Source organism: Bacillus sp. S3 (genome assembly GCF_005154805.1).
In the GTDB taxonomy this organism is placed as follows: Bacteria; Bacillota; Bacilli; order Bacillales; family Cytobacillaceae; genus Neobacillus.
The window spans coordinates 868,582-882,747 of the sequence record NZ_CP039727.1 but is presented as its reverse complement, the minus strand read 5'-3'; the positions used below and the strand labels follow the sequence as shown (position 1 = coordinate 882,747).

Genomic DNA, 14,166 nt, shown 5'->3' with positions numbered 1-14,166 from the left:
CAGTGGTGAAATCATAAAACAGATTCAGTGCCACTACTTATTGGATTGATTACGCTCGGAAATTTCATCAAAAATGAACCCAATGCTCTCTATTGGATTCATTTCACTCAAGCTTTTTTTCAATAATGCATCCAATACCCCTATTGGATTCATTTCACTCAAAATTTTTTTCAATAATGCATCCAATACCCCCTATTGGATTCATTTCACTCAAGATTTTTTTCAATAATGCATCCAATACCCCCTATTGGATTCATTTCACTCAAGATTTTTTTCAATAATGCATCCAATACCCCCTATTGGATTCATTTCACTCAAGATTTTTTTCAATGATGCATCCAATGCCCCCTATTGGATTCATTTCACTCAAGATTTTTTTCAATAATGCATCCAATCCCCTTACTCGGATTTATATTTTTGCACATCATCCTCTCTGGTGATAATGCCAAAAAAGATCCTAAAAAAATTAAAAAAAATCAGGCAGTTTTAGTGATTGCCTGATTTTCCATGGATATTAAGTTACGTTATTTGAAACCATAACGGCTATCGAGTTATTTCTGCAGGTTTTTCATGACCTTTGTTGAAATAGCCTTTGATAAAGGGAACTGCAAATCGGTCAAGTCCAAAGTAGTAAGCACCGGCTCCTGCGAATAAGAGAATCATTGCTGCTGTATAAAGGATTGGATTAGTGCTTGTTGTACCTGCTAACATAAAGTTTAAGTTCATGAAGGCTCCGGCGATTAAAGCTGGAATTGTAGCTAGACCGACGATTAAACCAATACCAACAAGTAATTCTCCCCAAGGGATTAATACGTTGAAGATATGAACGTTTGGCATTGCGAATTGTTGTAAGAACTCAGCATACCATCCTTGTACTGCTGGATGATCACCTGTTGCATTTGCTAACGCACCTTTTAAGAATCCGGCAGCATCAAATCCGCCTGTTATTTTATGAAAACCTGCCTCAACCCATTGTAAGCCAAGCCATATTCGTAAAACTGTCCACACACCTGCTGCTAGAGGGGTTTTGAACCATCTCATCACAATCATCTCCTATTATTTCTTGTGAAATACTTCACAATTTTATTGAAAAAAATTTTTGTGTCCCCTTTCGTCAAGGGGCTGTTCAGCCAGCTGGATTTTGTAGTGAAGTTTGTGAATGTTTTCACTATCTTCTCTACACTTTAAATATACGCAATTTGCATTCAAATGGCAACGACTTTCACAGTTTTTTAACATATTAATGTTAGAAATATGAACTTAATGTGAACAGTAATTTTCATCGAACAGAGGAAGGTATCTTTAAAAAAATTAGTTAAAAAAGGGTCGGTTCCCGCATATGAAATTGGCAGGGGACTGACCCTTTTTAGTTCAATTTACTACTTCAGCTGCATGGTTGTAATGCAAGTAGGATCACCTTCAAAAGTGGCTATCTTTGATTCTGCCTTTTTTCCGTCATATCCAAACTTTATTTGATATGTTTTATCACGTGGCAGCCAGAAATCGATAAATCCATTAGATTGGGTCTGAACTTTTTTATCCAGCACCACATTTCCGTCTGTATCTTCAATGTAGACTTGAAACTCTTTATTCGCCAGTTCACCTTGACAGCCTCTGACGCTCTCCCATCCATAAGTGGAAGGGGTTCCACCTTCTAATAACTTGGGCTTTTCAATCTCTAGAATAAATCTAGAAAAAGAACTTCACTTTGGTCTAAAAGGCTTCGACAGCCAAAATCGTTCTAATGCAAATAATCGAAACAGGACTATCTACATGGGCTCAGATTCCCTCACCGCTCACAACTTATTGACTGTTTCGGGGTACGTCTGCACCGGGAGTGTTATCCTACCATCTCAAAGGGTTTATATGCCAAATGTTGAAATGAACTTTCTTTCTGTTTTTATACTTTCCAATTTCGAAACACACTCATCCAAAACATGAGAAAATTGAATCCACTCTTTTTTCGCTTTTTTGATATTTACACGATTAGATATAGTTACATATCGAGCCAAAAATGCTCTATATAAATCACGTTGGGCAACTACCCCGCACCCACATTTATGCCATCTCTCTTTGAGTGACTTCTTTTTGATCATTCCACAGTGACAGGTTTGAGACAACTTCGAGGAGTAGGTTGGAAATTCTCGGAATTCCCCGCCGCGAGATTTCACTTTTCGTTTTAACATGTTTAAAAACATACTTGGTGCCTTTCTGCCGATACTTTTCCCGAACATTTTTTGAAAGGCTTTATAGGAAAGTTTTTCTGTTTGTATAGAGAATGCGTATTGTAAGATTTGGTTCGTGTCTCGTCCATGCAGCTGCTTTCTTACTTCTTTGATTCCTCTTTCCAATTCTCGGTGCTCTGAACGAGTATGGATATATCGATTAGAGTGAACCCATTTCTTTTTCCCTTTTTTCACCGTTCCATTAGTTTGATAGTTACTAGGGTTATTTGCTCTACGCTGCCTGTCCATTTTCCGGTTTATTCTTCTTTTCTCTTTATCTATTAAAACAACTTCTTCACAAAACTCTTTTAATTCCGCTTTCGATTCCCCTACAATCGCAATCGTAGAGGGGCCTATGTCTAGTCCTATTTCTTCCTTTCCTAATTCATATTTACGATAAGGAAATCCTTCTAGAATTAATTGGACATAAAAACGATTTTTCCCTTTTACTTCCTTTTTTATTATCCTGCAGTATTTTATTTTCTGTTGTAATGCATGCTGCATCCATTGATCTTTTGGATCTAATAAGCATTTCAATGTAAGCGTTTTCCCTACAAAGACATATCCATTCGAATACGTAAGAAATGTCTTATTATTTTTCCCTTCTACCGATACAAACTCACCCTTACGTTTAAACCTCACTTTTTTGGCCAGTTTAAAAGCATATTTTTGAGTTGCTTTAAAGGCTCGGGTAGAGATTTTTTGGCATACGTGAGTTCCCAAATGTTCAGCTATAAATTTTGAATCATTTTTCGTTTTTGTTCCAAATGATTGGATTGAACTATCCGTAAATCCGAACGTCTCATTGAGATTTTTAAAATTAACTCTGCGTTTCTCTACATCTGCTTCTGACGTTTTTGATAGTTGAATCGTTTCCTTGTATAATTCCGTTCCTTGAATCTTTCTAAGTCTATTCAAACATTCGCCAAGACAGGCATTGTATAGCTGCCTTGCACAATCTGACAACACCAAAAGTTGTTTCTCTTTCTTAGAATCCATTTTCAATCGTATCGTCGCTACAAAAGAGGGAGTTCTTTCTTTTGGTGTCGCCATATGATTACACTCCTTTTGGTTTTCTATGTACTTTTTCTCAACTTCAATTGTTGTGCCCTTTTCATATATCCATTATATCAAGAAATTCAAACAAACTCCATTATTTCAAGAACATTAGTTCCCCTTTTAATTAAAAAAAACAACCTCTCCCTATCCTAAAGAAATGCAGGGCTTGTGTTGTTTGTTTTGGTCAGTATAAATTCTGTCCTTTAGTTTCTAAGCACAACCATTTATGACTGATTTACAATGTTTTTCCACCCTGCCCCTTGAGGCTTTTCCTTAATCATTATCACCTCCACTAAATAGTGATACCTTACCCCCGGCGTGTTAAATGGGTTCCCCAACGAGGGTCAGATACCTATATCAAGAACCTATCCCTAAAAGAGTGACTAGGAACCAGCCAATCTTCTATTTATGATATAATAGTTCGGTAGTTTTGAGCGTCAAGGAGGTTTCATCATGAAAGTAAATAAAGGTATTTTATTTGTATTATTAGGTGCTGGATGTTTTGGTTTTACACCGATATTTGCTAAATTGGGGTTTAGCTATGGCTACTCACTTGGCCAAATTAATATCGTTCAAATGATTATTTCCTCTTGTTTATTATGGTCTTTTACTCTAATTAAGCACTCCAGCTTTAAAGGGCTTAATAAGAAGAATGTTCCTCAAATTATGATAACCGGTTGTTTTATCGGATTAACAAGTATTTTTTATTATGGCGCGATGCAATATCTGCCGGCCTCATTGGCCATCATTTTAATGTTTCAATTCGTTTGGATTGGAATTCTTTTAGAATGGATCTTCAGCAAAATTAAACCTGCCCCTGTAACCATAATGTCCATCGTTTTCATTCTAATCGGAGTCTTTTTTGCTTCCAATATATTAAATGGTGACATACAGGGATTACCTTTTAAAGGTTTCCTTTTTGGTATTCTATCTGCATTCACTTATGCTGGATTTATTTTTTTCAGCGGAAAGGTCGCTGTAGATGTAGACCCATTGACTCGGACTTCTTTAATGGTAACTGGGTCAACCATCTTAGTACTTGTTTTATTCATGCGTGACATTCCCACTGTAGTGCCGTTGGAGGCAAACTTATTAACGACTGCCATTGGTGTTTCGCTATTTGGAGCAGTCCTTCCCCCACTATTTTTCGCAGTGGGCGCACCATTGGTTTCAGGTGGAATCGCCAATATATTAACATCGATTGAATTACCGATCGCTATCCTATCAGCCAGCCTTATTTTGTCAGAAGCGGTAACTCCGCTTCAGTGGTTAGGCACGGCTATTATATTAGCAGCCATTGCGTTAAATGAACTTGGCAGTAGTCTTTTTAAAGTAAGGAAGCATATTAATCGGTAGCATTTTGGATGCTTTTTAACATGTCTCTCAGTTGGGTAAGCTAACGCATAGGTAAAACTTCGCTTTTCTTCATTATTTAGCGTGAAAGGGTCAAGCCCCTGCTGTTTTTTAAGCAATAGGGGCTTGACCCTTTTCAGTTCTTATTCTATAGAAGTGGAATAGTGTATTAGGTTTTCAATCACTAAGGGTCATGCACACTAACCCCTTATCTACTTCTGTTCTAAAACCCGGATAAATTCTCTCATATAATCAGGAAGATCAGGCGGACGGCGGCTTGATACGAGGTGGCCATCTGTGACTACCGGCTCGTCATACCAAATTGCTCCTGCATTTTTCATATCATCCCGGATCCCGGGTGTACTTGTTACTTTTTTTCCATTAAGAATCTTTGCAGAAATGAGCACCCAGCCGGCATGACAAATTTGGCCAATTACCTTTTCACTTGCGTCCATTTCCTTTATTAAAGAAAGCACTTCTGGAAAACGGCGGATTTTATCCGGAGCCCATCCTCCGGGTACTAAAATTGCATCATAATCATCTACTTTAACATCGCCATACGCGTAATCCGATTGGGCAGGTACTCCATATTTACCCGTATATTCTTTGCCTGCCTCTTCTCCTGCTAGATGGACGACGGCTCCTTCTTCGCGAAGCCTGTAAATCGGATACCAAAGCTCTAAGTCTTCAAAATCATGATGCAACAGGCTGACTACTTTCTTTCCTTGTAATTTCATATCATCTATTCCCTTCTGAATTCATTAGCATTAATTATCTCATCCTGCTTGCTCCCTATCACTGATGGATCGAAATGTATGATCTAAACTTCTTTTTACTTTTAACTACTACCTGCTAAAAGTATATCATTCAACTTGATTATTTTCCCCTTATTTGCCAATGATACAGGTACTATCGGCAACACATTTCCATAAAAATACTCATTAATTGCAGTAACTGGGACTAGAGGATATTTTGTATCTAAGACAAATTAATAATGGTAAAATTATCAAGAGGGGGAGGTTTTAGAATGTCTGATAAAAATCAAACAAATAATAGTTCAGTAATTTCTTTAACAGTCGGTATTTTATCATTATTTATTCCTTTTATTGGTCTTATTTTAGGCATTATTGGAATAGTATTTTCTAGAAAAGCTGTAAAACAAATAAATAAAACAAACGAAAATGGCAGAGGATTAGCTACCGCAGGTTTAATTTGTAGTATTGTTGGAATTATTATTCAACTATTAATGGTGCTGGGCTATGTTGCCTATTTCTCCGTTTCCAGTATTATAACCAACTAATAATTACAGGTTTATTGCTAATTACCATGTAATTAGCGTCTCAGAATTGGTGATTATTTCAACAAAGCAGAAAAGACCTTATCCGCTAATGGATAGGGTCTATATACTTTATGATCTAATGATTATATCAGCATTTAAAAGACGAGAAAAATTCTCTCCTATGAGAATACTATTACCACTACATCTTAATGGGTGAGCTTCAAAGGAGTAGAACATAGGGCTAGTGGTAAAAGGAGGAGTTTTAAAATTGAGAGAGACCATTTTAACCTCACTGAAAAAAATTGAAGAAGACTTTCACGTTAAAATTCTTTTTGCTTGTGAATCGGGGAGCAGGGCTTGGCAGTTTCCATCAAAAGATAGTGATTATGATGTCCGATTTATTTATGTGCATAAAAAGGAAGATTATCTAGCCATCGACCCAATCGGTATTGGATCAAAACGGGATGTTATTGAATTACCGATCAATAACTTACTTGATATTACAGGCTGGGAATTGACGAAAGCCTTACGATTATTTCGAAAGTCCAATCCCCCATTATTGGAATGGCTTCGTTCAGGAATCGTCTACTATCAAGCTTATTCAACGATGGAGCAGTTGCAAGCGCTAAGCACAAGTATCTTCGCTCCCAACTCCTGTTTACATCACTATCTTAATATGGCAACCAATAATTTCAGAGAATATTTACAAGGGGAAGAAGTGAAGATAAAAAAATATTTTTACGTACTTAGGCCCGTTTTAGCGGCAGGATGGATTGAGAAATATCATGAGTTTCCCCCATTAGAATTTTCAACATTAGTGAATCATTTAGTTCCAGAGGGTTCACTAAAGGATGAAATAAATACACTATTAAAAAGAAAATTGGCTGGAGAAGAACTGGATAAAGAACCTAAAATCCAAGTAATCAATCAATTTCTCCATGAGGAAATTGAACGTCTACGAAAATATGCTAACACACTAAATAATAGTACACCCAACTTTACACCCCAACTAGATTTACTATTCAGGGATACCCTTGAAGAGGTATGGAAATAAAGTAGTGAAGTTTAGAGAATTTCCACTTAAGAAGATGGTGCCTGACCCCCACTGCGTTAATGCTTTATTGCAACGGGGGTTCAGGCACTAATTTTACATAATCCTTGTTTAAAATATATTAGAATACTATGCCGATGATTATTGCGGATAGAACGCTTACAAGAGTAGCGCCATATAATAATTTCAATCCGAAACGGGCAACCACGTTACCTTGCTTTTCATTTAATCCTTTGACCGCACCCACGATTGTACCAATAGACCCAAAGTTAGCAAATGAAATGAGAAAAACTGATACAATGGCTGTTGTACGATCACTTAAACTATCTTTTATCTTAACAAAGTCCAGCATGGCCACAAATTCATTCGAAACCAGTTTTGTCGCCATGATACTGCCGGCTTTCACTGCTTCGTGCCACGGCACCCCCATAACAAAGGCAATCGGCGCAAAGACATACCCTAAAATCCCTTGGAAAGAGATGCCGAATATCCCACTAAAGAGCCCGTTAATTAAAGCAATTAATCCAACAAAACCAACCAGCATAACCCCAACTACTATAGCTACTTTAAAACCATCCATAATATATTCGCCCAGCATTTCAAAAAATGTTTGTTTTTCTTCCTCCTGAACTTCAACAATATCTTCTTCCTGTTTCACTTCATACGGATTAATGATAGATGCAACGATAAAACCGCCAAATAAGTTTAATAATAAAGCAGCCACTACATACCTAGGTTCTAACATGGTCATATAGGAACCAACAATTGACATCGATACAGTCGACATCGCTGATGCGCACAATGTGTATAAGCGATGTTTAGGCAACAATCCAAGTTGGTTTTTTACCGAAATAAACACTTCATTCTGCCCTACAATTGCTGCTGCAACTGCGTTATATGATTCTAGTTTTCCCATTCCATTTACTTTGCTTAGTACTAAACCAATATACCTTATAATAAAAGGCAGTATTTTATAATGTTGTAAAATCCCTATTATTGCTGACATAAAAACAATCGGCATCAAAACAAAAAGGAAAAATGTATGCGCACCTTCGTTGGCAATCCCGCCAAAGACAAAGTTCGTTCCTTCGTTGGCATATTCAAGCAATTTTGCAAAACTATCCGCAAAACCTTTAATTAAAAATTCCCCTACACTCGTTTTTAGTAACAGCAATCCTAACACAATTTGAATAACAATCATGGTAATGATTGGACGATATTTAATCTTTTTCTTATCATTACTCGCAAGCCATGCCAGTAAGAGAACAATCATCAGGCCAGCAACAGAAATTATATAATGCATAGTAATATTCCTCCAAAGTATCGGTTAAAAAGCTCGTTCCATTTTTCCTGTTTATACGCTTCCATTGTTTAACGAATATGCTTAGTCCCATGCCTTTCTTTCACTAGTAATCCTTGTTCTAGAATAATAGCTGAAAGACTTCCACAAATTAACCCATTATTTAAAATAGCCGCCGCGATTGGAGATAAATGAATGGTGGCTGATGAAGGGATAAACATTAAACCAACGCCAACTAACAAAGAAACTCCACAAACAATTAAAGTCCGCTCTTCGTGAATCACGCTTTTTAATTCTTTCAAAGATAATCCAACCATTTTAACAAAAATAACAAATGTCACAGCATAGCCTATAGGTGCTGGAATAGCTGCTATTATATTCATAATCGGCGGAAGCAGAGAGGTAGCGATCACTAAGCTGCAGCCAATTACATACGATTTGCGCTCCCTCATACCTGTTTGTTCAACAAATCCTGCCGCTCCCGAAATAGGTACTGAGCCAATGGCTCCCAGGCAGCCGCAAATTAATTGATTCATCCCCGATGTAAATCCGGCACGGAAATAACGACGATGGTCCATTGAGTCCTGTTGTTTCATAACGGATTCCATCAAACGAATGGATGCTATTGCATTAGTTATTAATAACAGTGTTAATAAACACGCAGTAGTGATTGTTGCAGCATCAAAGCTCGGTCTGCCGAATGGGAAGACCTTCGGCAGCTGAATGAGCGTATCCGCCTGTGAAATCGCCGGGATATTACCGAAAACAATAAATAATGACCAGCCTATACATATACTTATTAATACTGAAAACCGCTGCAATAAAAGAAATCGGCTATTCCCCAGCCAAAAGGTGATACAAATGATGATCACACTAAGTAAAAATACTTTGCCATCTACTATTGTGCGGGCTGATGTAATTCCCATCATCCCTTTCATGAAGGAACCGCTTAATTGTAAAATTAATAGAAGTAAATAGATAAACGTAACAGCGGGTGTAAAGAGGCTGGCGATTTTATCCATCAGCTTAAACAATGAAAGTAAGATAAATAAAACGCCGCTAATGATCATTCCTCCACATAAAGCTTGCAAGGCAGCAATATGTGACGTATATAATACCCCTACTAAACTCGCATAAATGGTAAAGATGCTCCACCATAAACCTGCCGGACCTTCATGAATAGGCAATTTATGACCAATCAACCCTTGTAAAAAGCCTGCTATCCCTAACGTAATAATTGTGCTCTGGATGAGTCCAGTCGTTTCCATTGGCGTTAAGTTATATAAATCTGCGATAGCAATTGGGGCAGCAATTGCACCAGCAATCATAAAAATCATCCACTGGAATCCAGACAGAATTATTCTCATTTCCTTCCCACTTTCTTTCCTTACCCGCTCACTTTTGCATATGCATTAGTCATGAATGGCTGTATTAAGAGCGATTTCCACCATTTCGTAAAAGGATTTCTCACTTTCTTTATGGGTTAAGCGTTCATTTGTTAATAATTGACTCCCTACTGTCAAAATCGATAATGCTTTTACACCATATTTGGCAGCTAACGTATAAAGGGCTGTGCTCTCCATTTCTACCGCTAATACACCGAAATCCATAAATTTATGAAGCCTGTCTAATGTTTCACGGTAAAATTCATCTGAATTATAAATGTTGCCTACATAGACAGTTGCATTTTTACTTTGCGCTTCCTGGTATGCTTTCATTAACAGCGAAAAATCCGCCGTTGGTGCATAATTACACCCATAAAAAATCTTCTCTGTCATATTGCTATCAGAGGAAACCGCTTGGGCTAATATAATATCACGGATTTTAAGCTCTTTTTGCATAGCACCACAGGTACCAATACGAATCAATTTTTTCGCCCCATAATCGTTGATCAATTCAGTTGCATAGATGCTCATCGATGGATTTCCCATCCCCGTCCCTTGTACGGAAACCTGCACACCTTTATAGAATCCAGTGTACCCATACATTCCTCTTACCTCGTTATAACAATAGGCATCCTCTAAAAAATGCTCTGCCACAAATTTTGCACGTAACGGATCCCCTGGAAGCAAAACAATTTCTGCTATTTCCCCTTTCTTTGCTCCTAAATGCACACTCATATCTTTTCCTCCTTATTATTCGAATGACAAATTTAAGTTAACTAAGGAAACCGTTTCCACTTATCGCTAAAAAGGGGGTTACCCCAGCAATTCTTAAATAAAAAAAGTAGCTTGTCTAAGAAGCTACTTTGAGGATACTTTTTTTTATATTTACAAACTAGACCAAAATCTTACGTAGAGAACAGAAGAAAATGGACCAAAATTACAAAAGCAATTCTTTGCGAATATTATCTAAATCTCTTTTAGTTGGAATCGTAGAAATAATAACAACGGGCACTGTCTTTAATGCAACGGGGAAATTACTGATAACGAAATCAATATGATGCTGCTGCACAATTTCATCAGTCAGCCCTTTCATGATTGAAGTATTAATGATCAACTGGTCCCCAATTTCCTTTTTTATCAAATTCGCAATGTAATGACGGATGGAAAATTCTTCTCCGATCACCAAGAAAGCTTTTTTACTTTTATAACGTAAGCTAGAACTAACTAGTAATGTTAATTTTGTTAAATGAAAGTCATTAAACAATACAGAAGGGTAAGCGGTATTCCACTTTTGCATGCAAGTTTGTAATTCTTGATAAATCTGCTGACACTCTTTTTGAACATATACAGTTAAATTACTTTTTGAAATCAACAGCAATTCAGGAATGGCATTATCGATTAATAGCTTGTCAAAGAACTCATATATTTCCAAGAGAAATCGTTCATTCATATCAATATTGGGATAAACCTCGACCAATAACGTTAAAAACCGATTGACCATTTGAGAGACTTCTTTATTATTACGTAGTTCCACTTCTTTCATCGATGCAGTTTCTGATCCATCATAATCATTATATTGGCTAAGACTAAACATGGATTGCATAAAGAATATTTCGTTTTTTGGTAATTCAATAGAAATCATTTGTTCAAGCTTTTTTGCAAAATTATTCACTGGTAAATAAAAAATCCCTTGTTCCCAAGGATAAAGTTTTTCGGAAATTTTTATAAATTTCCCTTTCTTCACTCGATCTAAAACAATGGCAACGAAAAAAGATAATCTTCGTTTAGAATTGATAAAATAAACAATATTTTTCTCATTCTCTATATCTGTAATTAACTGATTTATAAACGTATAATTGATTTCCGCAAAAGGCCATCCCGTAAATTCATATGCATCGCAATATAGCTTCCAATAAAAATATCGAATATGTAATTCATTCCCTTTTATTGTAGGTGAGGAATAAGTAATGCGTATGTTATAGGCCTTCAGATCATTATTATTTAATTGGACAATCAGTTTTTTCAAAGACGAGGAGCTCATAAACATGGCTTCAGCAAGTTCTTCTACTGAGAATTGGCCAACATGTGTAAACAATAAATTCATCAGCCGGAAAAAGACAGTTTGTCTGAACATAATGGAAATGACCTCATTCACCGTTTTGCTTCCCCTATCACGGTGAAGAAAGATTCCCTTCCCTCTAGAAACTTCAATTGTTATTGCATGTGGTAATTGCTTACTAATCTCCTCAACCATCTTACGTATGGTTTTATCTGAAATCCCTAATTCTTTTTCAATTTCGGCTAAGGTAAACCATCTTTGTTCAGTATCTATCAACGTTAACAGCTGGCTGGCTAATGTAAATTCCTTATCCACTTTTTCACCTTTTTCTACTAATTATTCAATTTGAAATAATGTGCCTGCCCCCCATTAAGTTGGGGGCAACACTTGTCTTAGACGGATGGGGCATCTTTTTTCCGCTCCGCACTCTGACGTTTCTCCTTCATCATCATCACCCCCGTCAAGCCAATCACCGAGAAGATCACTGGGGTAATGAAACCGTAGGAGTATGCCTGACTAAGACTGCCGGAAGCAGGTTGAAAATGATCCAATACCGTTCCGAAAATACTTGGCAGCAAGACGGCGCTTAGAAACCCGCCCGTATTCGCAAACCCAGAAGCAAGGCCCGATTCGACGATGGGAAAAGACTTCCGAACGGCTGCAAACGTTAAGGCATTGGCTCCATATGCTAGGCCAATCACAAAGAAAAGTATCGTCAGCAAGAAGAATGGCGGATTCCCTTTAAAAAAGAGAAAGGTTGACCAGCTCATGCAAAGAATGATGTGCACGATCACGTAAGGTTGTTTAATCCGATCTAACCGGCTTGAAATCCAACTGGCCAGTGGTGCTCCGATCAGCGCTCCAATCAGACCAAGCAAAATGAGCTGACTCGCGGCTGAACGTGTCATTCCATACAAATTCATCCCATAAGGCACTGCCCATGAACCGATAAATCCTACGTACGTTCCGACAATCCCAAAGTGACAAAGGAATAAAGCCCATGCCTGCCGGCTTGAGAAGATTCTTCGCAGTAAATCAAACGTGTTATCCTGTTTTCCCTCTTTTTTTACAATGAATGCCTCGGCAGGAAAGAGCTGCTTTGGCTTTTTCCAAAGGACTACATAAAGAAGGATTCCACATAGACACAGGACCAGTCCTGCAGAGAAAAACGCTGCCCTCCAGCCAAGGAAGTCGATCCATAAGGAGAAAGGAACAGTCGCCAGAAGGAAACCAAGACTTCCTGTCATTGCCGCCAGGCCAATCAACTGGACAAATTCCTTTACCTTAAACCATTGGCTTAAAATTAACACCATATTGACCCAGATCGTTGCATCCCCCGTTCCTGTCAGTATTCTGGCCAAAAACAGGACATATTCATGCGTGCCCACACTATATATGATGGTACCTAAACCTGTAAGGAGCGCCCCTGCTATGAGGAATACATTAGGACCAAAGCGATCGGCCAGCATGCCCATCGGAATTTGAAAACCCGTGTAGACAAAAAATTGGATGCTCGTCAGCAGCCCAATCGTTGAGGCGGTTACATGGAACTCCTTCATCACCTCGTCTGTAATCAATCCCGGAGCGGTTCGCTGGCTCGCCATTAATAAATAAGTAAACAACACCGACGCAAAGACAACCCATCTGAACCTGCTATTTTGTTTGTCCACTGATTTCTACTCCTGTTAGCTTTTACTCTTATATATATGGGCTTTCGCTAACAGTAGAAACAAAAAAAGAAAGGGAGTCACTGCTCTCTTTGGCATCATTCATTCATCAATACCCTTGCAAGGGTATTTAATTCGTTGGACTGTATGATGTGATAGTGACGTCCTTCCTTTTGCAAATAGCCTTTATCGCAGAATTGTGCAAGCACATATAATAAGTGGCGGTAGGAAACACCTAAGAAATCACAAACAGTGACATGTTTTTCCTTATAAACCTCGCCATCTGCTGTTTGCAAAATAAACTCGGCAAGCCGATTTTCTAGCGGGAACGAGAGACTTTGGGTATATTTTGCCGCCATATGTGTGGATTTTACACTTAAGAACTTCGCAAGTTCACGGAGAAAGACAGCGTCTTCAAGCATTTTGCCACGACAGCGATGATAAGGAATCGCAAAGCAAACGGTTTTGGTTGAAGCTTGAATCCCTTTTGTATAATAGATGGGATTTAATAATTCCATTTCCCCGATAAACTCTTCTTCCTTGATAAAATTAATTAAGCTGACCTTCCCATTTTGATGGGTTACATAAATTTTTGCTTTTCCTTCAATCACATAAAATAAGAAATTCGGACGCATATTCTCTTGAATGATCCATTCATCCCGTTTATATTCATGTACTTCTAAAAACTCTTCAATCGGAAAAGAGAATAGATGGGCAATCGAATATTGCTCTATATAGCGCTGCCTTTTCTCACCTTTGTAAATTTCCATTAATCTCCTCCAAGAATA

General features: G+C 37.8%; 13 protein-coding genes and 1 pseudogene. 3 read left to right on the top strand and 11 right to left on the bottom strand.

Translation table 11 applies throughout. The annotated features are described in order from the left end of the window. Window positions 1–33 precede the first annotated feature (33 nt). From FAY30_RS27080 to FAY30_RS04085, 4 genes and pseudogenes are all read right to left on the bottom strand, one after another. The gene (locus FAY30_RS27080) at window positions 34–174 is read right to left on the bottom strand and encodes a hypothetical protein (RefSeq protein ID WP_190284808.1); all 141 of its coding nucleotides are present in this window, start codon (window positions 172–174) and stop codon (window positions 34–36) included. 369 nt (window positions 175–543) lie between these two features. Further along, the gene (locus FAY30_RS04095; RefSeq protein WP_149868688.1) at window positions 544–1,041 is read right to left on the bottom strand and encodes a DoxX family membrane protein; all 498 of its coding nucleotides are present in this window, start codon (window positions 1,039–1,041) and stop codon (window positions 544–546) included. Window positions 1,042–1,379: 338 nt separating this feature from the next. Continuing rightward, window positions 1,380–1,622 (bottom strand): annotated as a pseudogene (locus FAY30_RS04090) (CueP family metal-binding protein); the annotation flags it as partial. 240 nt (window positions 1,623–1,862) lie between these two features. Continuing rightward, complete coding sequence (locus FAY30_RS04085; RefSeq protein ID WP_149868686.1) at window positions 1,863–3,278, bottom strand: zinc ribbon domain-containing protein; 1,416 nt, start codon at window positions 3,276–3,278, stop codon at window positions 1,863–1,865. A 459-nt stretch (window positions 3,279–3,737) separates the two neighbouring features. Between FAY30_RS04085 and FAY30_RS04080 the strand changes: the two genes are divergently transcribed. Beyond that, window positions 3,738–4,640, top strand: coding sequence for an EamA family transporter (locus FAY30_RS04080; protein WP_149868685.1), 903 nt, complete (start codon window positions 3,738–3,740; stop codon window positions 4,638–4,640). A 209-nt stretch (window positions 4,641–4,849) separates the two neighbouring features. On the opposite strand, the gene FAY30_RS04075 is transcribed toward FAY30_RS04080, so the two are convergent. Further along, window positions 4,850–5,374, bottom strand: a complete 525-nt coding sequence (locus tag FAY30_RS04075; protein ID WP_149868684.1) for a type 1 glutamine amidotransferase domain-containing protein — start codon at window positions 5,372–5,374, stop codon at window positions 4,850–4,852. Window positions 5,375–5,664: 290 nt separating this feature from the next. Between FAY30_RS04075 and FAY30_RS04070 the strand changes: the two genes are divergently transcribed. Both FAY30_RS04070 and FAY30_RS04065 read left to right on the top strand, forming a co-directional pair. After that, entirely contained in the window at window positions 5,665–5,937 is a 273-nt protein-coding gene (locus tag FAY30_RS04070) for a DUF4190 domain-containing protein (RefSeq protein WP_149868683.1), read from the top strand. Between the two features lie 247 nt (window positions 5,938–6,184). Then, entirely contained in the window at window positions 6,185–6,970 is a 786-nt protein-coding gene (locus tag FAY30_RS04065; protein ID WP_149868682.1) for a nucleotidyltransferase domain-containing protein, read from the top strand. 118 nt (window positions 6,971–7,088) lie between these two features. Here FAY30_RS04065 and FAY30_RS04060 read toward each other — a convergent pair whose 3' ends face one another. From FAY30_RS04060 to yeiL, 6 genes are all read right to left on the bottom strand, one after another. Then, on the bottom strand, window positions 7,089–8,270 hold the full coding sequence (locus tag FAY30_RS04060; RefSeq protein ID WP_149868681.1) for a NupC/NupG family nucleoside CNT transporter: 1,182 nt from the start codon (window positions 8,268–8,270) through the stop codon (window positions 7,089–7,091). Window positions 8,271–8,338: 68 nt separating this feature from the next. Further along, window positions 8,339–9,634, bottom strand: a complete 1,296-nt coding sequence (locus FAY30_RS04055) for a purine/pyrimidine permease (protein ID WP_149868680.1) — start codon at window positions 9,632–9,634, stop codon at window positions 8,339–8,341. 45 nt (window positions 9,635–9,679) lie between these two features. After that, window positions 9,680–10,387, bottom strand: a complete 708-nt coding sequence (gene deoD / locus FAY30_RS04050; protein ID WP_149868679.1) for a purine-nucleoside phosphorylase — start codon at window positions 10,385–10,387, stop codon at window positions 9,680–9,682. 202 nt (window positions 10,388–10,589) lie between these two features. Beyond that, a complete protein-coding gene (locus FAY30_RS04045) occupies window positions 10,590–12,026 on the bottom strand; it encodes an AcpB/EbpR/MafR family transcriptional regulator (RefSeq protein ID WP_149868678.1) in 1,437 nt (478 codons plus the stop codon). A gap of 77 nt (window positions 12,027–12,103) precedes the next feature. Next, the gene (locus FAY30_RS04040; RefSeq protein ID WP_149868677.1) at window positions 12,104–13,381 is read right to left on the bottom strand and encodes an MFS transporter; all 1,278 of its coding nucleotides are present in this window, start codon (window positions 13,379–13,381) and stop codon (window positions 12,104–12,106) included. 95 nt (window positions 13,382–13,476) lie between these two features. Next, a complete protein-coding gene (yeiL, locus tag FAY30_RS04035) occupies window positions 13,477–14,148 on the bottom strand; it encodes a transcriptional regulator YeiL (protein ID WP_149868676.1) in 672 nt (223 codons plus the stop codon). Window positions 14,149–14,166 lie beyond the last annotated feature (18 nt).

Excerpts from the sequence above, each read along its gene's own strand:
- FAY30_RS04080 (WP_149868685.1), top strand. The coding sequence starts at position 3,738 with ATGAAAGTAAATAAAGGTATTTTATTTGTATTATTAGGTGCTGGATGT.
- FAY30_RS04060 (WP_149868681.1), bottom strand. The coding sequence starts at position 8,270 with ATGCATTATATAATTTCTGTTGCTGGCCTGATGATTGTTCTCTTACTG.
- FAY30_RS04055 (WP_149868680.1), bottom strand. The coding sequence starts at position 9,634 with ATGAGAATAATTCTGTCTGGATTCCAGTGGATGATTTTTATGATTGCT.
- FAY30_RS04085 (WP_149868686.1), bottom strand. The coding sequence starts at position 3,278 with ATGGCGACACCAAAAGAAAGAACTCCCTCTTTTGTAGCGACGATACGA.
- deoD (WP_149868679.1), bottom strand. The coding sequence starts at position 10,387 with ATGAGTGTGCATTTAGGAGCAAAGAAAGGGGAAATAGCAGAAATTGTT.
- FAY30_RS04070 (WP_149868683.1), top strand. The coding sequence starts at position 5,665 with ATGTCTGATAAAAATCAAACAAATAATAGTTCAGTAATTTCTTTAACA.
- yeiL (WP_149868676.1), bottom strand. The coding sequence starts at position 14,148 with ATGGAAATTTACAAAGGTGAGAAAAGGCAGCGCTATATAGAGCAATAT.
- FAY30_RS04095 (WP_149868688.1), bottom strand. The coding sequence starts at position 1,041 with ATGAGATGGTTCAAAACCCCTCTAGCAGCAGGTGTGTGGACAGTTTTA.
- FAY30_RS04075 (WP_149868684.1), bottom strand. The coding sequence starts at position 5,374 with ATGAAATTACAAGGAAAGAAAGTAGTCAGCCTGTTGCATCATGATTTT.